Annotated in this window: 26 protein-coding genes and 2 pseudogenes; 18 read left to right on the top strand and 10 right to left on the bottom strand. The window is 39.6% G+C overall.

Annotated features, from left to right (window positions below):
- Positions 1-272 precede the first annotated feature (272 nt).
- From MOC09_RS16675 to MOC09_RS16660, 4 genes are all read right to left on the bottom strand, one after another.
- On the bottom strand, positions 273-1,241 hold the full coding sequence (locus MOC09_RS16675) for a nitronate monooxygenase (protein WP_326225196.1): 969 nt from the start codon (positions 1,239-1,241) through the stop codon (positions 273-275).
- Between the two features lie 106 nt (positions 1,242-1,347).
- A complete protein-coding gene (locus MOC09_RS16670) occupies positions 1,348-2,490 on the bottom strand; it encodes an NtaA/DmoA family FMN-dependent monooxygenase (protein ID WP_268371142.1) in 1,143 nt (380 codons plus the stop codon).
- A gap of 86 nt (positions 2,491-2,576) precedes the next feature.
- Entirely contained in the window at positions 2,577-3,608 is a 1,032-nt protein-coding gene (locus MOC09_RS16665) for an LLM class flavin-dependent oxidoreductase (protein ID WP_268371140.1), read from the bottom strand.
- 1,020 nt (positions 3,609-4,628) lie between these two features.
- Positions 4,629-4,988: a winged helix-turn-helix transcriptional regulator gene (locus MOC09_RS16660; RefSeq protein WP_268371138.1), complete on the bottom strand. Its 360-nt coding sequence runs from the start codon at positions 4,986-4,988 to the stop codon at positions 4,629-4,631.
- A gap of 227 nt (positions 4,989-5,215) precedes the next feature.
- Between MOC09_RS16660 and MOC09_RS16655 the strand changes: the two genes are divergently transcribed.
- The 3 genes from MOC09_RS16655 to MOC09_RS16645 all read left to right on the top strand — a co-directional run bounded on the left by MOC09_RS16655 (position 5,216) and on the right by MOC09_RS16645 (position 8,124).
- A complete protein-coding gene (locus tag MOC09_RS16655) occupies positions 5,216-5,950 on the top strand; it encodes an NADPH-dependent F420 reductase (RefSeq protein WP_268371137.1) in 735 nt (244 codons plus the stop codon).
- A 616-nt stretch (positions 5,951-6,566) separates the two neighbouring features.
- Complete coding sequence (locus MOC09_RS16650; RefSeq protein WP_032732229.1) at positions 6,567-6,992, top strand: MarR family winged helix-turn-helix transcriptional regulator; 426 nt, start codon at positions 6,567-6,569, stop codon at positions 6,990-6,992.
- A 172-nt stretch (positions 6,993-7,164) separates the two neighbouring features.
- Positions 7,165-8,124: a nitronate monooxygenase gene (locus MOC09_RS16645; protein ID WP_268371136.1), complete on the top strand. Its 960-nt coding sequence runs from the start codon at positions 7,165-7,167 to the stop codon at positions 8,122-8,124.
- A gap of 530 nt (positions 8,125-8,654) precedes the next feature.
- Here MOC09_RS16645 and MOC09_RS16640 read toward each other — a convergent pair.
- The gene (locus MOC09_RS16640) at positions 8,655-9,104 is read right to left on the bottom strand and encodes a DUF1569 domain-containing protein (protein WP_105953561.1); all 450 of its coding nucleotides are present in this window, start codon (positions 9,102-9,104) and stop codon (positions 8,655-8,657) included.
- Between the two features lie 339 nt (positions 9,105-9,443).
- On the opposite strand from MOC09_RS16640, the pseudogene MOC09_RS20190 reads away from it, so the two are divergent.
- Both MOC09_RS20190 and spoIVCA read left to right on the top strand, forming a co-directional pair.
- Positions 9,444-9,622, top strand: a pseudogene (locus tag MOC09_RS20190) (hypothetical protein).
- Entirely contained in the window at positions 9,580-11,040 is a 1,461-nt protein-coding gene (gene spoIVCA / locus MOC09_RS16630; protein ID WP_268371242.1) for a site-specific DNA recombinase SpoIVCA, read from the top strand. Before MOC09_RS20190 ends, spoIVCA begins: the two are co-directional and overlap by 43 nt.
- Before the next feature lie 27 nt (positions 11,041-11,067).
- Here the strand turns inward: spoIVCA and MOC09_RS16625 are convergent.
- Positions 11,068-11,418 (bottom strand): annotated as a pseudogene (locus MOC09_RS16625) (sigma-70 family RNA polymerase sigma factor); the annotation flags it as partial.
- 183 nt (positions 11,419-11,601) lie between these two features.
- Between MOC09_RS16625 and MOC09_RS16620 the strand changes: the two are divergent.
- Positions 11,602-12,012 carry a NucA/NucB deoxyribonuclease domain-containing protein gene (locus MOC09_RS16620; protein ID WP_268371132.1) on the top strand — a complete coding sequence of 137 codons (411 nt, stop codon included), beginning with the start codon at positions 11,602-11,604 and terminating at the stop codon, positions 12,010-12,012.
- 31 nt (positions 12,013-12,043) lie between these two features.
- On the opposite strand, the gene MOC09_RS16615 is transcribed toward MOC09_RS16620, so the two are convergent.
- Positions 12,044-12,766, bottom strand: coding sequence for a DUF308 domain-containing protein (locus tag MOC09_RS16615; RefSeq protein ID WP_268371130.1), 723 nt, complete (start codon positions 12,764-12,766; stop codon positions 12,044-12,046).
- 275 nt (positions 12,767-13,041) lie between these two features.
- Between MOC09_RS16615 and gnd the strand changes: the two genes are divergently transcribed.
- Positions 13,042-13,935, top strand: coding sequence for a phosphogluconate dehydrogenase (NAD(+)-dependent, decarboxylating) (gene gnd, locus MOC09_RS16610; RefSeq protein WP_268371128.1), 894 nt, complete (start codon positions 13,042-13,044; stop codon positions 13,933-13,935).
- Between the two features lie 16 nt (positions 13,936-13,951).
- Here the strand turns inward: gnd and MOC09_RS16605 are convergent, their stop codons facing one another.
- The gene (locus MOC09_RS16605; RefSeq protein WP_268361239.1) at positions 13,952-14,578 is read right to left on the bottom strand and encodes a TVP38/TMEM64 family protein; all 627 of its coding nucleotides are present in this window, start codon (positions 14,576-14,578) and stop codon (positions 13,952-13,954) included.
- 194 nt (positions 14,579-14,772) lie between these two features.
- On the opposite strand from MOC09_RS16605, the gene MOC09_RS16600 reads away from it, so the two are divergent.
- From MOC09_RS16600 to MOC09_RS16590, 3 genes are all read left to right on the top strand, one after another.
- A complete protein-coding gene (locus MOC09_RS16600) occupies positions 14,773-15,525 on the top strand; it encodes an N-acetylmuramoyl-L-alanine amidase (protein WP_268371126.1) in 753 nt (250 codons plus the stop codon).
- Positions 15,526-15,774: 249 nt separating this feature from the next.
- Entirely contained in the window at positions 15,775-16,506 is a 732-nt protein-coding gene (locus MOC09_RS16595) for an SGNH/GDSL hydrolase family protein (protein ID WP_268361233.1), read from the top strand.
- A 75-nt stretch (positions 16,507-16,581) separates the two neighbouring features.
- On the top strand, positions 16,582-16,716 hold the full coding sequence (locus tag MOC09_RS16590; RefSeq protein ID WP_268361231.1) for a hypothetical protein: 135 nt from the start codon (positions 16,582-16,584) through the stop codon (positions 16,714-16,716).
- 137 nt (positions 16,717-16,853) lie between these two features.
- On the opposite strand, the gene MOC09_RS16585 is transcribed toward MOC09_RS16590, so the two are convergent.
- Positions 16,854-16,994: a sporulation histidine kinase inhibitor Sda gene (locus tag MOC09_RS16585; RefSeq protein ID WP_268361229.1), complete on the bottom strand. Its 141-nt coding sequence runs from the start codon at positions 16,992-16,994 to the stop codon at positions 16,854-16,856.
- Positions 16,995-17,354: 360 nt separating this feature from the next.
- Here MOC09_RS16585 and MOC09_RS16580 point away from each other — a divergent pair, with 360 nt between their 5' ends.
- The 8 genes from MOC09_RS16580 to MOC09_RS16545 are packed head-to-tail and all read left to right on the top strand — an operon-like array spanning position 17,355 to position 22,367.
- Entirely contained in the window at positions 17,355-17,873 is a 519-nt protein-coding gene (locus MOC09_RS16580) for a YqeG family HAD IIIA-type phosphatase (protein WP_003226126.1), read from the top strand.
- A 3-nt stretch (positions 17,874-17,876) separates the two neighbouring features.
- Positions 17,877-18,977 (top strand): ribosome biogenesis GTPase YqeH, encoded by a 1,101-nt coding sequence (gene yqeH, locus MOC09_RS16575; protein ID WP_268361227.1) that lies wholly within the window; start codon positions 17,877-17,879, stop codon positions 18,975-18,977.
- 18 nt (positions 18,978-18,995) lie between these two features.
- Complete coding sequence (gene aroE / locus MOC09_RS16570; RefSeq protein WP_268371124.1) at positions 18,996-19,838, top strand: shikimate dehydrogenase; 843 nt, start codon at positions 18,996-18,998, stop codon at positions 19,836-19,838.
- Positions 19,832-20,122, top strand: coding sequence for a ribosome assembly RNA-binding protein YhbY (gene yhbY / locus MOC09_RS16565; protein WP_268361223.1), 291 nt, complete (start codon positions 19,832-19,834; stop codon positions 20,120-20,122). The genes aroE and yhbY overlap by 7 nt, the downstream gene beginning before the upstream one ends.
- An 11-nt stretch (positions 20,123-20,133) precedes the next feature.
- Entirely contained in the window at positions 20,134-20,703 is a 570-nt protein-coding gene (locus MOC09_RS16560) for a nicotinate-nucleotide adenylyltransferase (RefSeq protein ID WP_003226135.1), read from the top strand.
- Complete coding sequence (gene yqeK, locus MOC09_RS16555) at positions 20,693-21,253, top strand: bis(5'-nucleosyl)-tetraphosphatase (symmetrical) YqeK (RefSeq protein WP_268371123.1); 561 nt, start codon at positions 20,693-20,695, stop codon at positions 21,251-21,253. Before MOC09_RS16560 ends, yqeK begins: the two co-directional genes overlap by 11 nt.
- Positions 21,254-21,270: 17 nt before the next feature.
- A complete protein-coding gene (gene rsfS, locus MOC09_RS16550; protein ID WP_003237112.1) occupies positions 21,271-21,627 on the top strand; it encodes a ribosome silencing factor in 357 nt (118 codons plus the stop codon).
- The gene (locus MOC09_RS16545) at positions 21,624-22,367 is read left to right on the top strand and encodes a class I SAM-dependent methyltransferase (RefSeq protein ID WP_268361221.1); all 744 of its coding nucleotides are present in this window, start codon (positions 21,624-21,626) and stop codon (positions 22,365-22,367) included. The genes rsfS and MOC09_RS16545 overlap by 4 nt, the downstream gene beginning before the upstream one ends.
- A 65-nt stretch (positions 22,368-22,432) precedes the next feature.
- Here MOC09_RS16545 and comER read toward each other — a convergent pair whose 3' ends face one another.
- Entirely contained in the window at positions 22,433-23,254 is an 822-nt protein-coding gene (gene comER, locus MOC09_RS16540) for a late competence protein ComER (RefSeq protein WP_268361220.1), read from the bottom strand.
- Between the last annotated feature and the right edge of the window lie 6 nt (positions 23,255-23,260).

The following is a 23,260-nucleotide window of genomic DNA, read 5'->3' as shown; positions in this document are numbered from 1 at the left end:
CTCTAATTTATGAAGAGGGCAATTTAAATTGCCGTAGTACATTTTTTTGTACTTAACAATAGGAAAGAGGTCTAAATTATGTAAAGATATTTTAAAAGAAAATAACATAAACAAAAACACGAAGTAGGTGGGGGAGCCTCGGAAAAATGCAGATTTATAACATTGAGAAATCTCCAAAAAAAAGCCCGATTCCTCCGTATTAAAATAGAGAAATTGGGCTTTTTTCGTTACTCCATTAAAGTTCTTTTTATTGAAAAAAGGGACTTAAACTATTATTTTTCAAGGGTACTCATTATTTCATTAATAACTTCGGCGCAAGTCTTAATTTCTTTTATTCCACCTGCAGCTTCGGATAAGCTTATAGTGCCGTTAACTAAATCCCCATCTAACATACCAATTTTAAAACCATTTCCATAATATTTATAGGCTTCTTCTGGTTTTCCTTGATTGATAAGTTCGAACGCTTTTTTACCAGCTTCTGTAGGAATTGTTCTTAAATGTCCGATACCGGATTTGAATTCAATAAATTCCTCACTTTTCACATTTAGTATTGCTTGTTTTGTAGCCTCACTAGCTGGGTTCTCTTTTGTGGCTATAAAGCGTGTCCCCATATATACACCTTCTGCACCCATCGCAAAAGCAGCTTGAGCTCCTTTTCCATCAATGATACCACCTGCTGCAATGACAGGGATTTTTACCAAAGAAGTTACTTGAGGTACGATTGAAAGTGTACTAATTTTGTAGTCACTCATATGGCCCCCAGCTTCATAACCTGTTGCAATAAGAGCATCCACTCCTGATTTTTCAGCCTCAACTAATTTTTGTGCAGTAGGGCTGAGATCTCTATAAATAATATTAATATTAAGCGCCTTTAGTCTATTAACTTCCTTTTGAATTACCTTTTGACCGATAGCAATCACATTTCTTACTTTTTCCTCTACTAAGATGTCAAAAATAGCATTAGTAAAGGGATCTTCCTTGGTTTCATCCATGGGAAATATATAATTAACTGCAAAAGGTTTGTCAGTCAGTTGTTTGACTTTTTGTATTTCTTTTCTAAGTCTATCAGCAGTATCTTCTGGACTTGAAGATTTTTCTGTTTGTCCAGCATTTGGTCCCAATACTCCCATCCCTCCTGCGTTAGAAACTGCAGCTACAAATTCTGCAGAAGTAACCCATGTCATTGCTGCTGAAATAATTGGATACTCTATATCAAGTAATTCTGTAATTCGATTTTTCATATTAAACAATCTCCTTTTAATTAACGATAGTTTTTCTTCATTTATATCTTATGATGGTTTATGATTCTCTCGTATTTAGTGACAAGTCAAACGTGTATATACTAAATTATTTCTTAGTTGATTTTTCATATCTGTTTTCTGGATAGGGTAAACCCAAATTCCCCCGTAAAGTGTGTGATTCATATTCCTTACGAAAAATCCCCTTTTCTTGTAAGATAGGGACAACTAAATCAACAAAGTCATCAAATCCGGAAGGATGCTCCTGTCTTAGTAGGAGCAAGTCCATAGCACCTTCCTCATACCAAAGTTGAATTTGATTAGCTACCTTCTCGGCCGAACCAAAAAACTTCGGTTTTGGTATTCTGTATCCATATGGCATTAAGCTTTCTAACTCCTGAAATTTTTCTTCAGCTTCTCTTTCTGTTCTTCCGATAATTGGATTTTGCGTCGGCATAATTAAAAAATCATATGGTGAACGACCTTCTAGGGCTACCCTTCTTTTTAGCTCCATGCTAAAGCTCTTAGCGTATTCAAAATTGTCGCCATTCACCAATACGCCTTCAGCATGTTTCGATGCAATGTCCATAAATTCTGATGAAGTACCAGCTTGGAAAATGACAGGTCTTCCTTGTTTAGAACGGCTAATATTTAATGGACCATCCACGGAAAAGTAGCTTCCTCTATAGTTTATAGCGTGCATCTTTTTAGGATCATAGAATATTCCACTTTCTTTATCACGAATAAAAGCGTCATCCTCATATGAGTCCCACAGACCTTCCACAATCTCTAAAAATTCCTTTTGCATTGGATATAAGTCTGATTTAGAAAGATGTGTTCGGCTATAATTCGCTAACCCTCCTGGATTAGAAGTTATGGCATTCCAGCCTGCCCGACCGTTACTAATCTTGTCAAGAGAAGCCATCTGTCGAGCCACAGTAAATGGATCTGCATATGAGGTCGCAATGGTTGCGGTAAGGCCAATATGACTGGTAGTCATGCTAAGTGCAGACAAAATACTTACGCCTTCAAACATACTCAAATAATGTGGAATCATACCAGGCCCAATATGGCTGACATCAGCCAAAAAGACCATATCAAACTTACCTTCTTCAGCTCTTTGAGCTTTTTGTACATAATAGTCTACATTTTCACTAGCATTGGCAGGCATATCCTGATGGCGCCAGCCCATATAATTCCATCCAACACCATCAATAATAGCGCCAATTTTGAGCTGCTTTTTATTTGTCATTTATTCCCTCTCCTTTCTATATACCAAAAATGAATGATACGTTTTTATGATTGGAAGTAAGAGTTGGACCACTTTATTTCTTCTTTTTACCTATTTAGAGGTAGATTAAATTCTTCTGCTAGTAGTTGGTATCCTTTTAGTCGGCTGCTTTGACTAGGATAAAAATCAGCTATCATGATTTCATCTACTAAGGATGCCTTTGCCATCTGTCTTAAGTGATTGGCTACGTCATTAACGTTCCCAATCACGAACCGATCTTTATTAGCATTTCGAGCTGCCTCTTCATCAGGTGTATAGATATGAGCCTGTGCTTCTTCTAACGTTGGAAATGATAAATTAGATGAACCAGTTCTCATTCTTGCCCACATTAACTCCACTGGACCTGCCAAATACTTTGCCTCTTGCTCTGTTTCTGCTGCAATAACACCAATAGCTAATATACTTTTTGGCTCCTTCATATACAAAGATGGCTTAAATTCTTTACGGTATGAGCGAAGGATTGGAATTGCTAATTGAGGTGCTAAATGGGCTGCAAATGCAAAACCAAGTCCTTTTTCTATGGCGAATTGTAAGCCGCCTTCACTAGATCCCAACATATATATATCAGGCACTAACGATGGATCACCTGGAGGTGTAATATTGCTAAAAGGATGAGTCCTTGGAAAGTTTCGCGAAAAAAATGAAATTAAGTGATCTAACTGTTCTGGAAAATCATTGGCGGCAAGAGCTTCCCGTGAACGTTGTAAGGCCCAAGCTGTCCATCCGTCGGTTCCTGACGCTCGTCCTATTCCAAGATCTATCCGGCCAGGATGTAGAGCTTCAAGTAAAGTAAAGTTTTCTACGACTTTAAAGGGACTATGATTAGGTAACATTATTCCCCCAGAACCTACACGGATATTTTTCGTATGTGCTGCTGCATGCATACTCAACAAATCAGGAGATGTGCTGATTTGGCTAGTGGTGTTGTGGTGCTCAGTAAACCAGTATCGGGTATACCCTAACTTATCGGCTAGTTGCGCCATCTCTGTTGAATTCATTAAACTTTCAGTAGGCTTACTGTCCTTGAAAATATGGACGAAATCTAAGATGGATAACTGTATCTGATGATTATTTGCCATTTTATAAAACTCCTTTCAATTTCGTTAATATTTAGCCGGCTAAATATATTACCAAAAATATATAAAGAATACTTATGGGCTTTTTTCATATCCAATTTTTCATCATAAGAGATTCAATATCATAACATTGAAGAAGAAATCTATTCAATTTATAACAAATCAACAGATACTGTTTAGCAGTGAAAGGTCACGCTCCTTTCAATTGGATCGCTCCCATCCGAAAATTATTTAACGTAGCCTTGGCGCACAGATTGTCGAGAACATAAATTTCTTGAAAAGATTTTGCACAGGAATTAGTAAATGACCAACTCTTGTATTTCTCCAATAATGATTGATAAATACTCATTTAGATATGATAAAGTCGTGTTGAGTATTTTTGTTACATTCACTAGAATAAAATCATTAATTATCTTTTGGAAGAGGGCAATTTAAATTGCCGTAGTACATTTTTTTGTACTTAACAGTAGAAAGTAGGTGAAAAGGTGTATAGAATATGAAGGATGGTTAAAAGGCAGGAGCCAATCATCGCAAGAAAGATCGGTTTAATCTGGTTATTTCGCTTATAAGTGCAACTACCCCTAAAATCGTAATAAAGAAAATAATTACGTTTACAAATGAATGACTTAGACTTTTCATATAAAATTCCCCCTTCTGCAAGGGCTAGGACGTCTGAAATTCACCCTTCTTATCCCGTACATGGTTTGTTCGTATCACCCTTTTTGTCAAATTCTTTTCTAAACTTTATGTGACTTTTATAATTTCATTATGTATACTATATGAATTATTTTGAATTACCAAATTATTTTAAAAATATCACTACAGTCAAACATCTAACAAAAACGAAAGATAAAATAGCATTTAAAAATAAACAAGCTATAAGTTAACGTTGGCTCCTGCTTTAGGGTTTACTGCCTGTAATCATAGGAGATCTTCTAATAAAAAAGAAATTATCCCTATGTTTAGCTTAGGGATAATTCCTTTTTATGAATTAATAGGTTATTTTACCTTCTACTTATTATTTCACTCAGGTTTCTCTCCGAATTTTTTGCCGAAGTTCTCCATCATATCAATTATTGGGATAAATTCACGCCCTTTAGTTGTTAATGAATATTCAACACGTGGAGGAACTTCCGGAAAAACCTCTCGTTTAATTAATCCATCTGTTTCTAGTTCTCTCAACTGCTTTGTAAGAGAACCTTGTGAAATGTCCCATAAAAAAGCTTTAATTTCGCTATAACGACGTTCTTTTGTTTTTAAAAACCAAAGAATAATATACTTCCAGCGTCCTGAAAGCATATTTTGGGTATATGCAATACCATATACTTCTCTTTGTTCCTTTATACACTCTTTGTCAAATCCATCCTTGCATATTCTAGACACCTTTTCACCTGCTTTCTACTGTTAAGTACAAAAAAATGTACTACGGCATTTTTTATTGCCCACTTTAAAAAGATGAGAAATGGTTTTATTCTAGTATATGTAAAAGAAATATTCAATACTCAATTCGTTTTTCATATCTAATGATTATATGTTGCGATTTGGTAAACAAATAATTGTGTAACTTTAAGCAGAATTATTCTTTTTAAATCCTTTAGGAGGGGAAAATAGTGAAATTCGGAATTATAGGTGCAGGATCAATTGGCTCAATTATTTCTAAAGAATTAGTTAAGAATGGGCATGATGTCAAAATTGCAGATGCAAGGGGAATTGAATATTTAGAAGGAAAAGAGCTTTCTGGAACACCGGTGCGCGTAGAGGATGCAATTAAAAATATTGATGTTCTTATAATATCTCTTCCTACAAAAGCAATGTCAAACATTCGGAACATTATCGATCAAGTCGGAGAGAAAGTAATCATTGTAGATACTTCAAATTATTATCCTTTTAGAGACGACAAAATTGAAGAAATCGAGAACGGGATGGTTGAAAGTGTTTGGGTTTCAAATCAATTAGGCAGACCTGTCATTAAAGCGTTCAACAACTTATTAGCCTATACTTTAGAAAATGAAGGAACATCCGCAGATTCTAGTGAACGAATCGCGATGGCAGTTGCTGGTGATGACGCATCACAAAAACAAGCAGTCATGGACGTAGTGTCCGAGTTAGGCTTCGATGCAATAGACAGTGGTTCTTTAAGTGACTCTTGGAGACAGCAGCCAGGAACTCCTGCTTACTGCACAGAGCTAACAAAAGATGAACTCACGAAAGCGTTGAAAAGGGCGAATAAAGAAAAAGCACCATTACTACGCGACAAAGTGATGGAAATATTTGCAGAGAAAAAGGATGTTGAATTTTCACACGAGGATGTTGTGAATCTAAACAGAGAAATATACAATTCATAAAACAAAAGGTGCACTCAGTTAGAGCGCACCTTTTGTATATCATGTATGCCACAAATTCACATAAATATGTTTGCTTCTTTCTTTTTTCGCCAAAGGTTCTTTTTCCTGAGTATGCAGCTTTTTATTTCGCTTTTAAATTAAATTCTTCTCTGACAAATGTTTATTGATTTGGCTCACCATTTTTTAACCATAATTGATATAAACGTATAGAATTAATAACAAGTGAATATAAGGAGTGTAATGAAAATAAGCTTTCATAACCAATGACATGGATTTACTATGTTGAGGGACTCGATTTAATGAAGTACAAAAAACATATTGGTATCTTTTAATTTTTGCCTTATCGTTATTCGTCTCATTGTTTATCAAGACCTAAATTGTAAAAAGTCATATAAAATAAGGAGTGAAACATGTTATACATGAATAATATGTTTCACTCCTTATACTTTTTGTTCAACAATCGCATCGGTTTCTAAAAGAAAGATATACCATTCTTATGTCACAAACGGAGCAGGTTAGCTGAAGAAGAGCAATCAATGTAGAAACGTTGACAACTAAAACACAACCATGATATATTTAGCCCGCTAAATATTTTTTGGCTAGAGGAGGTTTATCTTTGAAGATTAGTGTGGACTGTGATATTCGTATGTCCTTGGATAAAGTTTCTTCCCAAATGCGTCGGAATTATAGTGAGAGCCTTAGAGAACTCAATCTTTATGTCGGCCAAGATAATTTACTCTCGCGTTTGTGGTTAGGTGATGGAATAACACAAATGCAGCTATGTGAACATTTAAAATGCGAACCGCCTACGGTAACAAATATGGTTAAATCGCTAGAGCAGAATGGTTTCATATACCGTAAACGTGATGAAGAAGATGCAAGGGTTATGCGAATTTATCTAACGGACAAAGGCAAAGAATTAGAAGAACCCGTTAGAATTAAATGGAATGAACACCAAGAAAAATTACTACAGTCAATTTCAGCTGAAGAACGCTTAATATTAAGGGATTTAATAAAGCGTATGGAGAAAAACTTATCTTAAGTTTTCTCTCAAATGTATATTTAGTACCCTAAATAAATATTTAGTAACCTGGAAGATACTCTGCCCAAAATATTGTACTAATAAGTAAGCCAAACTGAAAATTATTTAGTAAACTAAGTATTTCTTTAAACCAACTGAAGGTTGAAAATAATCTAAGCAGGAGGATTCAATAATGAATAATAGAATATGCAAAATATTAAATATAGAAAAGCCGATTATACAGGGCCCGATGTCTTGGGTTACTAATGCCGAATTTGTTGCGGCGGTAAGCAATGCTGGTGGATTAGGATTTCTAGGTCCAAATGCCGGTCAGGTTGATATAACTCGTTCACCCGAAATAAGTGCGGAAAGAATGAGAACTGAAATACAAAAAACAAAATCATTAACGAATAAACCATTTGGAGTACCTGTAATCGTAAATCGTGATTTAGCTTACACATGGCCAATTTTAGAAACAGTTATTGACGAGAAAGTTCCTGTTGTTCTTGTGAACGATATACTGGATGAAAGAATCTTTAAACCATTAAAAGAAAACGATATTAAAATTGTTTATAGACCACTTACTCCTACTATTGAAAATGCAAAAGCTGCAGAAGAATTTGGAATAGATGTTTATGTAGCGACTGGATTTGATGAAGGTGGTACGGTTCCAGAACGAGTTATTGGGACATTTTCGATTGTTCCAATGATTGTAGATGCTATAAATACCCCTGTAATGGCAGCTGGTGGTATTGGAGATGTTAGAGGAGTGCGTGCCGCATTTGCTTTAGGCGCTGAAGGTGTGTTTGCTGGTAGTGTCTTTATTCCAACAAAAGAAAATCCAGCAGCAGAAAACGTGAAACAAATGATTGTAGATGCTACAGCAGAAAATTTACTAATGTTCCGTACTTTACCAGCATACTATCGTTCTTTACCTACTAAATTTGCGAATGAACTAGTAGAAATGGATAAACAAGGTGTTAGTCGTGAAGAAATAGCAAAAATGATGCGTGGATCAATTGGAATGCGTATCGGCATGCTAGAAGGCAATACAGACGATGGCTATATTTCTATAGGTACTGGAATTACGCCAATTAAAGAAATCAGAACTGTAAAAGAAGTGGTTGATACGTTAATGCAAGACTTTAATTAAATATTAGGGTCTTCGGAATATTTAGTGGAATTCCCTTTTCAATAGTTAAAAACATTTACTTATAACTCGGACTATTTGGCGGTATGTTAGTTTAAACACTAGAGGGTGTTTTTTTGCTCACCATTTTTTAACCATAATTGACATAAACGTATAGAATTAATGGCAAATGAGTATAAAAGTGTAATGAAAACAAGCTTTCATAACCAATGATATGGATTTACTATGTTGAGGGCCTAGTATTGTAGAAAACCGATGGTTTCAAACCATCGGTTTTTTATCTGTTTTCATACTCATTGAAAATCACCTCATTAGGACAAACATTTATTACATAGCATTACCCAAAGGGGATGGCAGAGAATCGACCAAGGAACAAGTGATAAAGCAACGTTAGCTAGAACGAGATCTGTATAAAGAAAGCAGGGATCACTCTTTAGTTGAAGAAAGAATTTTATTTTTAACAATAGAATGATTATTTATTTCTAAGCAGTTAAAGTATTTAGTCATCATTTATTTATATTTCTAAAATCTTACTAAACTCCAAATTGTTTTAAATGATGGTCAAGATGCTTGTATATCCCTTTTCCCCATTGCTCAGAAGTAAGTTTACCGAAAAAAGGATGTGGATGAGTCGTACACTTCTCTGGACCATTATTTTGGAAAGTTATGATTTTTTGTTTCAGTATTTTCTTCTCTGTTTCAAAATCTTTTTCATCTACAATCAAAATGTCAGGAATCGTGGACATATTTTGGGCTAATGGCTTGTCATTATAAAAAATTGGTTTCACAAAGTTTCCTATTAATATTCCTAACCAACCTCTCGCTGGAAAAGAAAGTCCCATTGCAATGTCTTGAAAGGATGAGCAATGTGCTAACATTTGGGCAACATCCATTTTACCCCATTGGGGCTTGGAAATTGGGCTTAATTTGTCAATACGATTTAAAATTTCCTCTAAATGCAATTGATTAAAAATATTTTTCATTTATGCATCTCCCCCTATTCTACACCTGCTAATAAAAATGAAAATTCGTACTGGAAAAGCTTTTCCTCTTATTAAAGTTTCATTCTCATATGTATAATATATCCTAAAATTTCGGCCGATGTAATCACCTTGTAAAGTTAAATTTTTGAACCTTTTATCTGTCTGTGAAAATTAGACATAAGAGAGGGAAATGGAAATGCTATGAGGATTTACCATGTGAGGACCTAATGAGTGTAGTGAAAAACCGGTAGTTTTTTTACTGCTTTTTACACTCATTGAAAATCACTTCATTAGGACAAACAGTTATTACATAGCATTATCCAAGGGGTGATGCATTTTATGAAGGTAATAATCATCGAGGGACCGCAAGCTGACAAATGCATTAACGATTGCTATCATTATTTAATAAAACTTTATAGGAAGGAGATCCAGGGTGATAGCAATATATGTAAGGGTATCGACCGAGGAACAAGCGATCAAGGGATCGAGCATCGACAGCCAGATCGAGGCCTGCATAAAGAAAGCAGGGACCAAGGATGTGCTAAAGTATGCCGATGAAGGATTTTCAGGAGAACTTTTGGAACGTCCGGCTTTGAATCGCTTGAGGGAGGACGCAAGCAAAGGGCTTATAAGTCAAGTCATTTGTTACGATCCTGACCGTCTTTCTCGTAAATTAATGAATCAGCTTATCATTGATGATGAACTGCGAAAGCGAAATATACCCTTGATTTTTGTAAATGGTGAGTACGCCAATTCTCCAGAAGGCCAATTATTTTTCGCAATGCGCGGAGCAATCTCAGAATTTGAAAAAGCCAAAATCAAAGAACGGACATCAAGCGGTCGACTTCAAAAAATGAAAAAAGGCATGATCATTAAAGATTCTAAACTATATGGCTATAAATTTGTTAAAGAGAAAAGAACTCTTGAGATATTTGAAGAGGAAGCAAAAATCATTCGGATGATTTTCAACTATTTCACCGATCATAAAAGCCCTTATTTCGGCAGAGTGAATGGGATTGCTCTACATTTAACTCAGATGGGGATTAAAACAAAAAAAGGCGCTAAAGTATGGCACAGGCAGGTTGTTCGACAGATATTAATGAACTCTTCTTATAAGGGGGAACATAAGCAGTATAAATATGACACTGAGGGTTCCTATGTTTCAAAACAGGCAGGAAACAAATCTATAATTAAAATAAGACCTGAAGAAGAGCAAATCACTGTTTCAATTCCAGCAATAATCCCAGCCGAACAATGGGATTATGCTCAAGAGCTTTTAGGCCAAAGTAAACGAAAGCACTTGAGTATCAGTCCTCACAATTATTTGTTATCAGGTTTGGTTAGGTGCGGGAAATGCGGAAATACCATGACAGGAAAGAAAAGAAAATCACATGGTAAAGACTACTATGTGTATACTTGTCGGAAAAATTATTCTGGCGCAAAGGACCGCGGATGCGGAAAAGAAATGTCTGAGAATAAGCTAAACCGTCATGTATGGGGTGAGATTTTTAAATTCATCACAAATCCCCAAAAGTATGCTTCTTTTAAAGAGATTGAACAATCAAATCACCTGTCTGATGAATTAGAACTCATTCAAAAAGAGATAGAGAAAACAAAAAAAGGCCGCAAGCGTCTTTTAACGCTAATCAGCCTAAGCGATGACGATGATTTAGACATAGATGAAATCAAAGCACAAATTATTGAACTGCAAAAAAAGCAAAACCAGCTTACTGAAAAGTGTAGCGAAATTCAATCAAAAATGAAAGTTCTGGATGACACAAGCTCAAGTGAAAATGCTCTAAAGAGAGCCATCGACTATTTTCAATCAATCGGTGCAGATAACTTAACTCTTGAAGATAAAAAAACAATTGTTAACTTTATCGTGAAAGAAGTTACCGTGGTGGATTCTGACACCGTATATATTGAAACTTATTAAAGAGGGGTGTATGCACCCCCCTTTTGTAATTACAATCTCATTTTCAATACACCGCGCGGCATACGTCGCCAGCTTTGTCCCTTTTCCGGCGGAATAGCTTTCAATTCCTTTGATCAGCCCGATTGTTCCGATGGAGATTAAGTCCTCTGCATCCTCACCTGTATTTTCAAATTTTTTCACAATATGGGCGACCAAGCGAAGATTATGCTCAATCAGCATGTTTCTGGCATGTTCATCCCCTTTAGCCATGAGCTCTAAGTATTTTTTTTCCTCGCTGCTTGAGAGCGGTTGTGGAAAGGCATTGTTTTTCACGTAAGATACTAAAAAGACAAGCTCTTTAACAACAAAGCCGAGCGCTGCGAAAACACCTGTCACCATCGTCACCTCCACAAAAGTATGTAGGCAAAAGCCTATATGTAAATGTATGTGAGCGGGAGGCTGTCTGTGTCTGTACCGGGAAATTTATCGCAGGGAGCCGCTGCTGGCTAGCTTCAAATTTTATAAATAATCTTTCACATGCGCCCATACATTGAAATGGAACAAATGTATAGGGGGATGGAAATGAAAAAATGGATGGCAGGCCTACTTCTTGCAGCAGCGGTTTTTCTTTCTTCCATGGTTCCGCAGCCGATCAAGGGAGCTTCTTTGTATGACAAAGTGTTGTATTTTCCGCTCTCTCGTTATCCGGAAACAGGAGATCATATTAGAGATGCGATTGCAGAGGGACATTCTGAGATTTGCACCATTGACAGGGATGGAGCGGATAAAAGGCGGGCGGAATCGTTAAAAGGAATTCCGACGAAGCCGGGGTATGACCGGGATGAGTGGCCGATGGCCGTTTGTGAGGAAGGCGGTGCAGGAGCTGACGTCCGATACGTGACACCTTCAGATAATCGCGGGGCCGGCTCGTGGGTAGGGAATCAAATGAGCGGTTATCCTGACGGCACGAGAGTACTGTTTATTGTGCAGTAAATAGAAGAGGCTCAATCTTGAGCCTCTGTTGTTACGAACCTTCATGATGCTGAAGGTTCGGAGGATAGGTCTCTGCTTTTCGCCAATACTGGCGTGTTCCTTCGTCTCGAACAACGATGCCCAGCTGTGCCAGTTCGAGACGGAATTCTTCAACATCGTCTGTTTCCTCGTCTTTCAGTGCATTGTGACGAGCTTTCAATAAAGCATGGGCGCCTGGGGAGAGGTCTGGTGCATCAGGGATCCACCGGCGAAATTGACCTTTAAATGGATCACCATCTGCTGCCCATTTATATTTATGCTTTCTAAAGGCCTTCTCGACCTTTACTGGTTTTTCATCAATTTCTTCGCGTACCAATTCATATCCGGCTGTTCCAAGGAGGACAAGCCGTTTGTGATCGATAAACACAAGAGCGATGTCGTCGGAACGAATCGTTTGCACTTTCTTTCCTTTGATTAATTCCACTGTGTCATCTGTAATCTTTACAGACAGCAGCATTGCAATAACCGAATGAGCGAACCAAATCCCCGCGGACATCACGAGCAGTGCAGTGATAAATGCAGCTGATGAGCCCTGAAAAGAGGTGATGAGACGGAGCGGTCCTTCAAAAGGAATCCACTGAAGGGATAAAGCCCATTTTGCAATCTGCGGAATAAAATACCCGATTGTAAGGCCGATGATTCCAAGTGCAGCATATAAAAAGTATGCTGCGGTTTTCGTAACTCCAATGAGAGTGTGAGATTGATCCTTCAACATGTCACCTTCTTTTACTGAAAAACTCTAATTCTCTTCCCATATTTTAACTTAATGGGTTGGGAAATCAAGGATAAGTTAATGGTTTTATAAAAGGAGAGCTCAGAAACGGAGATGGGGGGGCGCAGACGGTATCGGGAAATCAAAAACACAGGCTGCATAAGAAACACACCTTTTGCAGTGAAATCCTATAAGCTCATATGGTTTTTGCGTATCACAATACAGTTCACTGGGAACATAAAGAGTAAAGGCTTTTTAGACAACCAGGAGGAACTGACATGAAAATTGGATTAATCGGCTTAGGGAAAATGGGCATAAACATAGGAAAGCAATTCTTGGACCGTAATCATCAAGCGGTCGGGTATGATGTAAATCAAGCGGCTGTTGATGAACTGAAAGCATATGGCGCTGAAGGTACAACGAATCTAAACGAATTGGTATCTTCATTAGATACGCCGCGTATTCTATGGGTCATGGTGCCGCACGGTGTTGTGGACACTGTATTGCGCGATGTGACACCTTTATTAAGTAACGGCGATATGATCATCGAGGCCGGAAACTCTCATTATAAAGAATCGATTCGCCGCTACAATCATATGAAAGAGGCGGGTATCTATTATCTTGATGCCGGAACGTCGGGCGGAATGGAGGGAGCGCGCCATGGAGCCTGTTTTATGGTGGGAGGAGACCCTGAAGCCTGGGACATTGCGGAGCCGCTGTTTCGGGATGCTGCCGTCGAAAACGGATATCTTTACGCTGGTGAAGCGGGAAGCGGACATTTCTTGAAAATGATTCATAATGGCATTGAGTACGGAATGATGGCAGCAATCGGTGAGGGATTCGAAGTGCTTGAAAACAGCCAATTTGATTTTGACTACGAAAAGGTTGCAAGAGTGTGGAATCATGGCTCTGTCATTCGTTCTTTGCTAATGGGGCTGACCGAGCGTGCTTTCTCTAAAGATGCGAAGCTGGATCAGATCAAAGGCATTATGCATTCTTCGGGAGAAGGGAAATGGACGGTGGAAACAGCGCTTGATCTGCAGACAGCAACCCCGGTGATCGCCATGTCGCTTCTGATGAGATACCGCTCTTTAACTGACGATTCGTTTACAGGAAAGGTTGTTGCTGCGCTTCGAAATGAATTCGGAGGCCATGCGACAGAAAAAAAATAAGGGGGAACAGGCCTCCTTATTTTTTTTGCACTTTCAGCAGATGAGGGAACTTTTTATAAATCATCAGCATAATGATCAGAATGTAGGCTCCATAAATGCTGAGAGACAGTAATTTATTGCTGGCAAAATTGGCACCCGCGATGGTAACAACGACAATATTCGGGATTTTTCCTATGAAAGACGCAACGAAAAAAACATGCCAGCGCACCTGACTCAGCCCGCATATCACATTCATAACAAGAGAAGGAATGACAGGAATGAGCCTTCCTAATAAAACAGCTGTAAAGGCATTTTTGTGGAAGGAGGCCTCGTAGCTTTGGATGGCAGGGTAGGACTGTACTTTTTTTCTGGCCCAGTCTCTAAAGCTGTACCTTGCGAGAAAAAACAGCAGCATTGTACCAAGCATTGAACCGGTCAGCGTGATCCAAATCCCGTTTGCCATTCCAAACACTGCGCCATTTAAAGCGGCTACCAAAGCAAACGGCACAATTGGGAAAAAAACATCGGCAGCAATCAGCAGCATACTGAATAAAAAAGATAACATCCCACCTGCTTTGATTGCATCAAGCCAGGCTTCTTTCTGGAAAAAGCCGACTGCAATGATAGTAATCATTATGATAATACCTAGTATCTTTTTTAACATGTCTATGGTCACTCCCAACTAAGATGATGTCAGGAGCCAAAACCTCCGTCATCTAGGGTTAGTATAACTGGTGTCATTTCAGCGGTTCAACTGAAAACGATGTTTAGACTGGGAACACAATTCTTTTTTATCTTGTAAAATAGGCTGTCCATTTCTCTGTTTTCTGCATTCTTTAATAGTAGGGAGGGATAGAAATGGTAACGATAAAAAAGGATTTTATACCGGCATCAAATGATAATCGCCCCGGCTATGCGATGACGCCTGCTTACATTACGGTGCATAATACCGCGAATACCGCAAAAGGCGCGGATGCGAAAATGCACGCCAATTATGTGAAAAATCCAAGCACAACTGTCAGTTGGCATTTTACAGTTGACGATTCAGTCATCTATCAGCATCTTCCTTTAAATGAAAACGGCTGGCATGCGGGAGACGGTACAAATGGGACAGGCAACCGCAAATCGATCGGGATTGAAATCTGTGAAAATGCAGACGGGAATTTTGATCAAGCAACAGCAAATGCCCAGTGGCTGATCCGAAAACTAATGGAGGAAAACAATATCCCGTTGAATCATGTCGTTCCCCACAAAAAATGGTCCAGTAAAAATTGTCCGCGCAAACTCTTGGATCACTGGAATTCTTTTATCAACGGAATTTCTTCCTCCGATACACCTCCAAAAGAGCCATCTCCAACATATTTGCTGCCATCAGGTATTATAAAACTCACATCGCCTTATCGAAAGGGCACGAAAGTCCTGCAGTTGCAAAAGGCGTTAGCCGTGCTTTATTTTTATCCTGATAAGGGTGCCAAAAATAATGGGATAGACGGGGTTTATGGACCAAAAACTGCAAATGCCGTCAAACGTTTTCAGCTTATGAACGGATTAACTGCAGACGGGATCTATGGCCCAAAAACAAAGGCCAAGCTCAAATCGAAGTTAAGATAAATGCAGAGTTAAGGGATAACCTGTTTCCAGTACGGATTCAGGTTGTCTTTCCTTTAGCCTGCGTGTTTTTTCAATTGAGAAGAAGGGAATTTTAACAGAATCACCAGATATGCAAAAAGGAAAGCAGCATGATTTTCACTGAGGGGGACACGTTAAACAATAGGAAAAAACAATTATAACAAAAAACTCTTCGTTGAACGAAAGAGAACAGAGGTATAACATTAAGGTGAGGCTTTTGGAGGTGTAAAGATGAAACATTTTTTTATCCTTTTCCTTCTGCTGTTCATTGCAGCGGGATGCGATGGAAAGGGATACGAAGACGTTGTGGCATTTGGTGACAGCAATACGCGAGGCTCTAATTGGGACTATCGCGACTATCCCAAAGCACAGCAGTGGGTCAATATATTAAAAACAGCTGAACGAGGAAAGCTAGATATACTCAATGCGGGAATTGGCGGACAGACAACAGAGGATGCCCGTCTGCGGTTTCAGACAGATGTGCTGGAACAAAAACCGAAGCATTTGTTTATTATGTTTGGAACCAATGACGCCGCGATCCTAACTGAGGGAAAACCGAGAGTGTCGAAACAGCGTTTTAGAGAAAATCTGGTTTATTTTATTAAAGAAAGCAGAAAACACGGAATCAAGCCGATCTTAATGACATGTATCCCAATTATTGAAGGAAACGGGAAGAACCATCTCTTTTACTATTCCAGATATAAAGCAGCTGCTTTTGAACCGAAAGGCGGGGCGAGGAAATGGCACAACTCATACAACGATATTACAAGAGATGTGTCGAAGCGCCTGGATGTCCCTCTTGTAGACAACTGGAAGCATTTTATAGAAGCAGACGGCGGAAAAGCAACTGATGAAGCGCTTATCCAATCCGGTCTGATAGATCCTTCAGGCAATCATATGACACCTAAAGGGGCAAGGATTGTATTTGAAGGAATACAAGATGGGCAGGTTTTGAAGCGCTGAGCCGGACAACGGCCTAAGCCATTTTACTTCTCCTACATAGGCTGTTGTAAAACCTTATTAAAGGAGGCGCTTCACATGTGCAGCGGTTATTCTTATTCGTATCCTTTCGGAAGCTGGCCATATGGCGCCAGCAGAGCGTATGGATACGCTTTTATCGTTGTTTTAGTTGTTGTTCTCCTGGTTGTGGGCGGCATATATTGGTTTGCATGATAACCAGCCCTTTAAAACACCTCTTTTTAGGGGTGTTTTTTGCTGAAAACAGTAGTAAAGCGCGTAACCGAAGTGATATAATATCAGTCATCTGAGTAAAAAAAGGAAATACGCCCGGAAAAATTGACAAATTCCTATTAAGAAGATACGGAAATAATATGTCCGAGCGATCTTCTTTTTATTTCGTTTTCAATTAACTCGATAAAGTCACGGTTTAACTTCATTTCGGTGGCTTTGAAATAAGATTCTATTAGTAATTCATCAGACAGTTTTCTCATGCTAGGAACCCAATTAATGGGAGAGACACCTCCTTAAAAGTTGGAATCATTCATGATTTTGACGCATACATTGGTAAGTTGCGTACATCTGAGCTGAAGTTATCTTTAATCTACCATGAAATGCATATAAGAACAATCGTTCTGTTATCCACACCAAAAAGTGGATAACTTGTGAGTATCGTGTTTATAATTTGTCTAAAGAGTGATGTAATAAGAGTGGATAGTGTGTGTAATTTTATCCACACCTGGTGAAGAAACCCAATTTTTGTCGAAATTTTTTTGCTCAGTTTTTCTTTAGGCGCAAGTTCGATTTTTTTCGACAATCATTTTAAAGAGAAAGAAAAGGGAAGGGTGCGGGTTTTGTTAAAAAAGTTTTTTTTACCTGACGAGTTTGTAAAAAATATTTTTCATATTACACCTGAGAAATTAAAGGAACGAAATGTAAAAGGGATTATTACTGACCTGGATAATACGCTTGTTGAGTGGGACAGACCGAACGCGACGCCGCGTTTGATCGAGTGGTTTGAAGAAATGAAGGAGCACGGCATTAAAGTGACGATTGTCTCTAATAATAATGAAAGAAGAGTAAAACTTTTCTCTGAACCGCTTGGAATCCCATTCATCTATAAAGCAAGAAAACCGATGGGCAAAGCTTTTAACAGGGCGGTGCGCAATATGGAGCTGAAAAAAGAGGACTGCGTTGTCATCGGAGACCAGCTGCTGACCGATGTGCTCGGGGGAAACCGAAACGGCTACCATACAATTTTGGTCGTGCCTGTTGCTTCCTCTGACGGATTCATTACGCGCTTTAACCGCCAGGTCGAACGCAGAATACTGAGTGCTCTCAAACGAAAAGGGCACATTCAGTGGGAGGAGTAAGAAATGGAAAAGGTTGTTTGTATCGGCTGCGGAGTTGCAATCCAAACCGAAGACAAAACAGGTCTGGGTTACGCGCCGCCAGCATCGCTTACGAAAGAAAATGTGATTTGCCAGCGCTGCTTCAGACTGAAAAACTATAATGAAATACAAGATGTTTCCTTAACGGATGATGATTTTTTAAACATTCTTCACGGAATTGGGGAAACGGATTCACTCGTTGTTAAAATTGTTGATATTTTTGATTTTAACGGCAGCTGGATCAATGGGCTGCAGCGCTTGGTGGGAGGAAACCCTATTTTATTGGTTGGCAATAAAGCAGATATTTTGCCTAAGTCATTGAAAAGAGAGCGTCTGATCCAGTGGATGAAGCGTGAAGCGAAGGAGCTTGGCTTAAAGCCGGTTGACGTATTTTTGGTCAGTGCGGGACGCGGCCAGGGGATCAGAGAAGTGATTGATGCGATTGAGCATTATCGCAATGGCAAAGACGTCTATGTTGTCGGGTGTACCAATGTAGGGAAGTCAACTTTTATTAACCGGATTATTAAAGAAGTGTCAGGGGAAGAAGATATTATTACGACATCTCAATTTCCGGGCACAACCCTTGATGCAATTGAAATCCCGCTGGATGATGGCTCAGCGCTTTATGACACGCCGGGAATTATCAACCACCATCAAATGGCGCATTATGTCAATAAAAAGGATCTGAAAATACTATCTCCTAAAAAGGAGCTGAAGCCTCGCACATTTCAGCTTAATGATCAGCAAACATTGTATTTCGGCGGACTTGCAAGGTTCGATTATGTGTCCGGAGATAGATCTCCTTTTGTTTGCTATATGCCGAATGAGCTGATGATTCACAGAACAAAGCTGGAGAATGCAGACGCGCTTTATGAAAAGCATGCAGGGGAATTGCTCACACCTCCGGGAAAAGATGAAATAGATGAGTTTCCGGAATTGGTTGCCCATACGTTTACGATAAAAGACAAAAAGACAGATATCGTATTCTCCGGGTTAGGCTGGGTAACAGTGCATGATGCCGATAAAAAAATAACGGCTTACGCGCCAAAAGGCGTTCACGTATTTGTTCGGCGCTCATTAATTTAGTAAAAAGGGGAGAGGAGTATGAAGAAGCTGTACGGAGTTATCGGTAATCCGATTGCCCATTCCATGTCACCTGATATTCATAACGCATCATTGATAGATCTCGGATTAGACGGACATTACCATGCCTTCAAAGTAGAAGAAGATGATCTGGAAGATGCGGTAAAAGGAATAAGAGCACTTGGCGTACAAGGAATTAATGTGACTGTCCCTCATAAGGTTTCCATTATGGATTATCTGGATCATATTGATGAAAGTGCAAAAGTGCTCGGTGCCGTAAACACCGTCAGAAGAGAGGGAGACAAGCTTGTCGGATTCAATACCGACGGGGAAGGCTTTGTGAAGTCATTATTGAAGGTATTGGACAAGCCTATCTCAGAACTGTCATTCTTAATGATCGGCGCGGGCGGTGCGGCAAGAGCCATTTTTACAACAATTGCCCGAGAGGTTCCAAAAAGGTTTGACATCTGTAACCGGACGTTGGAAAAAGCAAAGCAGCTTACAGAATCCACTCCCTCGTTTCACAATAAAGAAGTGTTGAGCATAAAAGAAGCAGAAGAGCGGCTTGAGCAGTATGATGTTATCATCCATACAACGTCTGTAGGCATGTACCCGAACGTGGACGAAGTGCCGCTTTCATTAAAGCATGCAGCAAGCAGTGCTGTCGTATGTGATATCGTGTATAATCCAATTCAGACGGCTCTTTTAAAAGAAGCAAAACAAAAAGGCCTGAAAACACTAGACGGAGTGGGCATGTTTGTTGAACAGGCAGCATTGTCTTTCCAATTGTGGACTGGACAAGAGCCTGATATTGAAAAAATGAGATCCATTGTAATAGGAAAATTAGGAGGAACAGAATGTTAACAGGTAAACAAAAACGTTTTTTACGTTCAAAAGCGCATCATCTAACGCCGATTTTTCAAGTAGGCAAGGGCGGAGTAAACGACAACATGATTAAACAAATTGCTGAGGCGCTTGAAGCGAGAGAGCTGATTAAAGTCAGTGTTCTTCAGAATTGCGAAGATGATAAAAATGATGTTGCGGAGGCTCTTGTAAAAGGAAGCCGCTCTCAATTGGTGCAGACAATCGGCAATACGATTGTGTTATATAAGGAATCAAGGGAAAATAAACAAATCGAGCTTCCTTAAAGGTGGTTGAAATGAAGAAAATCGGAATTTTCGGAGGCACGTTTGATCCTCCGCATAACGGTCACCTCTTAATGGCCAATGAGGTGCTGTATCAGGCGGGGCTTGATGAAATTTGGTTTATGCCCAATCAAATTCCGCCGCATAAACAGGACGAAGACTATACGGACAGCTTTCATCGTGTGGAAATGCTGAAGCTTGCGATACAGTCTAATCCGTCCTTTAAGCTGGAGCTGGCTGAAATGGAAAGAGAAGGGCCTTCATATACCTTTGATACTGTTTCTTTACTGAAGCAGCGTTATCCTAATGATCAGCTGTTCTTTATTATTGGTGCTGATATGATTGAATATTTGCCGAAATGGTATAAGCTGGACGAGCTGCTGAACCTCATTCAATTTATTGGAGTAAAGCGCCCCGGTTTTCATATTGAAACCCCTTATCCGCTTCTCTTTGCAGACGTTCCGGAGTTTGAGGTATCATCTACTATGATAAGGGAACGGTTTAAAAGCAAGAAGCCCACTGACTACTTAATCCCTGATAAAGTGAAGAAGTATGTAGAGGAGAATGGTTTATATGAATCGTGAGGAGGCACTTGCCTGCGTTAAGCAGCAATTGACCGAACACCGATATATCCACACAGTTGGCGTGATGAACACGGCGATCGAACTAGCGGAGCGTTTTGGAGCCGACTCCAAAAAAGCAGAAACAGCGGCTATCTTTCATGATTACGCTAAATTCCGCCCGAAAGAAGAAATGAAACAAATTATTGCGCGCGAAAAAATGCCTTCGCATCTATTGGATCATAATCCGGAGCTGTGGCACGCTCCGGTCGGCGCATATTTAGTCCAAAGAGAAGCGGGGATCCAAGATGAAGACATTCTTGACGCCATCAGGTATCATACCTCTGGGCGCCCCGGCATGACACTCTTAGAAAAAGTCATTTACGTTGCTGATTATATTGAGCCTAACCGGGCCTTTCCCGGTGTCGATGAGGTACGTAAGCTTGCTGAGACAGATTTGAATCAAGCGCTGATTCAATCCATCAAAAATACAATGATATTTCTTATGAAAAAAAATCAACCGGTTTTTCCAGACACGTTTTTAACGTATAACTGGCTTGTGTCTGGCAACTGAACAGGAGGAGTTTGTGAATGAACCAAAAGTCCATTTTAAAGATTGCAGCTGCGGCTTGCGATGATAAACGGGCAGAGGATATCTTAGCACTGGATATGGAAGGCATTTCTCTAGTTGCTGATTATTTTCTGATCTGCCACGGGAATTCAGATAAACAGGTGCAGGCGATTGCTCGTGAAATAAAGGATCAGGCTGAAGAAAACGGCATTCAAGTCAAAAAGATGGAGGGCTTCGATGAAGCAAGATGGGTGCTCGTTGACCTTGGTGATGTGATTGTCCATGTCTTCCACAAGGATGAAAGAAGCTATTACAACCTCGAAAAGCTGTGGGGAGACGCTCCGCTCGCAGATCTTGAGCTTGGAATGAATCAATGATTTATCAAGGTTTTGCAAGCGTGTATGACGAGTTAATGTCACACGCACCTTACGATCAATGGACAAAGTGGATTGAAGCATCTCTCCCGGAAAAAGGCAGTATCCTTGATTTGGCATGCGGCACGGGAGAAATCTCAATCCGGCTTGCCGAGAAAGGCTTCGAGGTCACCGGCATCGATCTCAGTGAGGAAATGCTTTCTTATGCCCAGCAAAAGGTCTCTAGTAACCAGCCGATTCTTTTTCTTCAGCAGGATATGCGTGAGATTAGCGGCTTTGAGGGCCAGTTTGATGCTGTTGCAATATGCTGCGACTCATTAAATTATTTAAAAACGAAAAATGATGTCATCGAAACCTTTAAAAGTGTATTTAGGGTATTGAAGCCTGAAGGCATTTTGCTGTTTGATGTTCATTCATCATATAAAATTGCTGAGGTTTTTCCAGATAGCACATTTGCTGACCAGGACGAAGATATCAGCTATATTTGGCAGAGCTTTGCGGGAAGTGAAGGGCTATCTGTCATTCATGACATGTCGTTTTTTGTGTGGAACGGAGAAGCGTATGACCGTTTTGATGAGACGCACGAGCAAAGAACGTTCTCAGTGGGGGAATACGAAGAAATGCTGAAGAGCTGCGGCTTTCAGCTTCATCGCGTGACAGCTGATTTTACGGATTCAGAGCCATCAGCACAATCAGAACGCCTGTTTTTCAAGGCGCAGAAATCAAAAACCATCGTTTCCTAAGACGATGGTTTTTTAAAATGCTTTTTTGTGCTTTTGCAGGACAGAAAAAAGTATGACATACTCGCCTACACATGAAATTGCTTTTTCACTGCTGAAATATCCTCCTCGTACTTCAAATGGGTATTTTGAAATACCCGGTGAAACATATCCTGTACACCGCTTTCAAGCGCTTTAATGCCTTCTCCTGTCACACCGCCTTTAACGCAAACCTTTTCCTGTAATGCAGGCAGGGTATACAATTCGGTTTCTAACAGTTTTCCCATTCCGACCAGCATTTCCTTACACATCAGAATAGCGTCCTGTTTAGACACTGACGTTTCTGACACGGCCGCATCAATAAACCGCTGAATCAGATAGCTCATAAAAGCGGGACCGCAGCTTACGATATCTGATGCCACCCGCGTGATATCACTTTCAATTTGCAGCGGATGAGAGATGTGCTCCATCAGCTCATTGATTTTCGTTTTTGCCGTTTCTCCGCAGCTTGTGCCGAAAGTGACAAGAGAAACACCTGCAAGCGCCCTGTTCGTTATACTTGGAATCACTCGCGCCACTTGGCACGGCACATACTGTTCAAGCTGTTCAGTTTGTACTGGGCTTGTAATGGAAATGAGGATATGATCCTTTCTTAAATAAGGCACCGCTCTTGCTAATAAAGGATATATATCCAGCGGCTTAACACAAATAAAAATCATTTCGTTTTCAGAAACAAGCTTTTCCAGACTTTCTGTTACGTTTATGCTGTTGTAGCGTTTTTTTATGCGCAATGCTTTATCAATTGTGCGGTTTGTGATTGTTATATTTGAGGGATCGGCTGCTTTTGACTCGATAAATGATTCTATAAGGATCGTACCCATATTTCCTGTGCCGATAAAGCCTATCTTCACTGGTTT

The sequence above is a fragment of the Bacillus sp. N12A5 genome (genome assembly GCF_026790125.1).
GTDB lineage: Bacteria > Bacillota > Bacilli > Bacillales > Bacillaceae > Bacillus.
This window is presented reverse-complemented; position numbering and strand designations above follow the sequence as displayed.

Bases quoted from the DNA above. Each gene is read 5' to 3' on its own strand.
- yhbY (WP_268361223.1), top strand. From the start codon at position 19,832: ATGTTAACAGGTAAACAAAAACGTTTTTTACGTTCAAAAGCGCATCAT.
- gnd (WP_268371128.1), top strand. From the start codon at position 13,042: ATGAAAATTGGATTAATCGGCTTAGGGAAAATGGGCATAAACATAGGA.
- yqeH (WP_268361227.1), top strand. From the start codon at position 17,877: ATGGAAAAGGTTGTTTGTATCGGCTGCGGAGTTGCAATCCAAACCGAA.
- MOC09_RS16665 (WP_268371140.1), bottom strand. From the start codon at position 3,608: ATGGCAAATAATCATCAGATACAGTTATCCATCTTAGATTTCGTCCAT.
- MOC09_RS16605 (WP_268361239.1), bottom strand. From the start codon at position 14,578: ATGTTAAAAAAGATACTAGGTATTATCATAATGATTACTATCATTGCA.
- yqeK (WP_268371123.1), top strand. From the start codon at position 20,693: ATGAATCGTGAGGAGGCACTTGCCTGCGTTAAGCAGCAATTGACCGAA.
- rsfS (WP_003237112.1), top strand. From the start codon at position 21,271: ATGAACCAAAAGTCCATTTTAAAGATTGCAGCTGCGGCTTGCGATGAT.
- MOC09_RS16595 (WP_268361233.1), top strand. From the start codon at position 15,775: ATGAAACATTTTTTTATCCTTTTCCTTCTGCTGTTCATTGCAGCGGGA.
- MOC09_RS16640 (WP_105953561.1), bottom strand. From the start codon at position 9,104: ATGAAAAATATTTTTAATCAATTGCATTTAGAGGAAATTTTAAATCGT.
- MOC09_RS16675 (WP_326225196.1), bottom strand. From the start codon at position 1,241: ATGAAAAATCGAATTACAGAATTACTTGATATAGAGTATCCAATTATT.
- MOC09_RS16645 (WP_268371136.1), top strand. From the start codon at position 7,165: ATGAATAATAGAATATGCAAAATATTAAATATAGAAAAGCCGATTATA.
- MOC09_RS16585 (WP_268361229.1), bottom strand. From the start codon at position 16,994: ATGAGAAAACTGTCTGATGAATTACTAATAGAATCTTATTTCAAAGCC.
- aroE (WP_268371124.1), top strand. From the start codon at position 18,996: ATGAAGAAGCTGTACGGAGTTATCGGTAATCCGATTGCCCATTCCATG.
- MOC09_RS16670 (WP_268371142.1), bottom strand. From the start codon at position 2,490: ATGACAAATAAAAAGCAGCTCAAAATTGGCGCTATTATTGATGGTGTT.
- MOC09_RS16590 (WP_268361231.1), top strand. From the start codon at position 16,582: ATGTGCAGCGGTTATTCTTATTCGTATCCTTTCGGAAGCTGGCCATAT.
- MOC09_RS16545 (WP_268361221.1), top strand. From the start codon at position 21,624: ATGATTTATCAAGGTTTTGCAAGCGTGTATGACGAGTTAATGTCACAC.
- MOC09_RS16615 (WP_268371130.1), bottom strand. From the start codon at position 12,766: ATGTTGAAGGATCAATCTCACACTCTCATTGGAGTTACGAAAACCGCA.
- MOC09_RS16600 (WP_268371126.1), top strand. From the start codon at position 14,773: ATGGTAACGATAAAAAAGGATTTTATACCGGCATCAAATGATAATCGC.
- MOC09_RS16620 (WP_268371132.1), top strand. From the start codon at position 11,602: ATGAAAAAATGGATGGCAGGCCTACTTCTTGCAGCAGCGGTTTTTCTT.
- MOC09_RS16560 (WP_003226135.1), top strand. From the start codon at position 20,134: ATGAAGAAAATCGGAATTTTCGGAGGCACGTTTGATCCTCCGCATAAC.